Source organism: Actinomadura sp. CNU-125 (genome assembly GCF_001942465.1).
GTDB lineage: Bacteria > Actinomycetota > Actinomycetes > Streptosporangiales > Streptosporangiaceae > Spirillospora.
This window is the reverse complement of sequence record NZ_MKJY01000486.1, coordinates 1-2,016: the sequence shown is the minus strand read 5'-3', so window position 1 is coordinate 2,016 and position 2,016 is coordinate 1. Positions and strand designations below refer to the sequence as shown.

Genomic DNA, 2,016 nt, shown 5'->3' with positions numbered 1-2,016 from the left:
GACGGGTCCTCGGCCAGCCGGCCGACGCGCGCCGCGTAGGCGGCGAACGCCGCGTCGACCTCGGCGGCGGGCAGCAGGTCGCGGACGGCGTCCCACTGCAGCAGCAGCTCGCCGCGCTGCACGAGGACCTGGTGGTCGAGCCACGTCTGCGGGGTGCGGCTGACGGCGTGGACCTGCTCGCCGACCCACTGCAGGTCCGGTTCGCCGCCGACGAGGTCCTCCAGCCCGAGGGCGCTCGTGAACACGACCGGCACCGCGCGCCCGCCCGTCTCGGCGAGCGTGTCGAGGACCGGGTGGGCGCGGTGGTCGAGGTCGGTGAACAGCCGCTCCCGGACGGTCCGCGCCCGTTCGGTGAACGTCGCGGCGCCGCGCCGGTCGATCTCGTGCAGGAGCAGCGACGTGAAGTCCCCGACGACCCGGTCGACGTCCGGGTGGATCGGCGGGCGGTCGAACAGGGTGAGCGTGAGCGCGAACCGGTCCGCGCCCGACCACCGCGCGAGCGTCTCGGCGTACGCGGTGAGCAGCACCGACGTCGGGGTCAGCCCGCGCCGCGCCGACTCGGCGCGCAGCGCCGCCCACGAGTCCGGGCCGAGGGCCGCCGTGCGGCGCTCGAACTCCGGCGGCCCGTCGATCTCGGCGACCGGCAGCGGCGGCGGCGCGGCGCAGCGCGGCGATCCGGTCCCGCCAGTAGGCGGCGGACGCGTCGCTCCGGGCGTCCCGCGCGGCCCGCACGCACGCCGCGAAGTCGATCCCCGGCTCCGGCAGGGGCGTGTCCGGGTGCTCGTAGAAGTGCCGCACCTCCCGGTCGACGATCCAGTAGCTGCCCGCGTCGCAGACCAGCACGTCCACGCCGATGAACAGGCGCGTCCGTCCGCCGGGCAGCCGCGCCGCCCGGAGCTGCACGAGCGGCCAGCGGTCCGGCGGGCCCGCGTCGCGCGACACCCGCTCGCGGAGCCGCGCGAGCCGCTTCGTGCGCGGCGCGTCCCGTCCGTCCCGGTCAGGTCGGTGACGCGGATCCGGTACGGCGGCACCTCGTCGAGGACCTTCAGCCGTCCCTGCGGGGTGACGATCGCGCGCAGCATCGGATGCCGCGCGATGACCCGCCGCCACGCGTCCTCGTACCGGGGCAGGTCGAGGTCCGGGCAGTCGTATTCGAGGTAGAAGTGGCAGGGGATGCGGCCGAGCGCGTAACCGCCGGTGCGCCCGACCCAGTACGCGTGCTGGACGCGCGTCATCGGGAACGTCCCGTCCGGCGCCCGTTCGGGGGCCGCTTCGGGTTGCGGGGGACGGGCCGGTCCGGGGGCGTCCGGGAGCAGCGCGGCGGCGTCCGGGAGCAGCGCGGCGAGGCCGCCCACCGTGGGACGGTCGAGGAGGTCGCGCAGCCGCGGCTCCGCGCCGGTCGCGTCGCGCAGCGCCCGCAGCATCCGGGTCGCGAGGAGCGAATGCCCGCCGAGCACGAAGAAGTCGTCGTCCGGACGGGTGACGGCGACGCCGAGCAGCTCCGTCCACAGCTCCGCGACCAGTCGCTCGGCCGCGTCGAGTTCGCCGCCGCCCGCCGCGAGCCAGTGATCGGCTCTGCGTACGCGGCCGCGGCGGCGCGTTCGCGCAGGTCGTGCTCGCCACGGCGACGACCGGCGGCCCCGGGCGGGCCACCGCCCGGTCGAGCGCCGGCATCCCGACGTCCTCGCTCAGCGCGTACGGCAGCCGGACCGTCTCCGCCCGCCACACGTCCCACTGCACGCTGACCCACCGCGTCGGGCCCGCCGCCTCCGCCTCCGCGAACGCGTCCATGAACCGGTTCGCGGCGCAGTACGCGCCCATGCCGATGCCCCCGACGAGCCCGCCGACCGACGACATCAGCACGACGGCGCGCGGCCGCCGCCCGTCCGGCAGCCGCTCGATCGCGGCGCGCAGCGCGAGCGTCCCGGCGACCTTGGCCTGCCGATCATCGCGGGCGGCACCTGGCAGGAGCCGGACCAGCTCGCCTCCGTCGTCCAGTCGCGGCTGGGCCGCCCC

General features: G+C 77.1%; 1 protein-coding gene and 1 pseudogene. Both read right to left on the bottom strand.

All coding sequences use genetic code 11. The annotated features are described in order from the left end of the window. On the bottom strand, positions 1 to 1,499 hold a 1,499-nt coding region (locus tag BJF79_RS38355; RefSeq protein WP_262403188.1), incomplete at its 3' end, for a condensation domain-containing protein. 280 nt (positions 1,500 to 1,779) lie between these two features. Continuing rightward, positions 1,780 to 1,893: pseudogene (locus BJF79_RS63645) on the bottom strand (KR domain-containing protein); the annotation flags it as partial. Positions 1,894 to 2,016 lie beyond the last annotated feature (123 nt).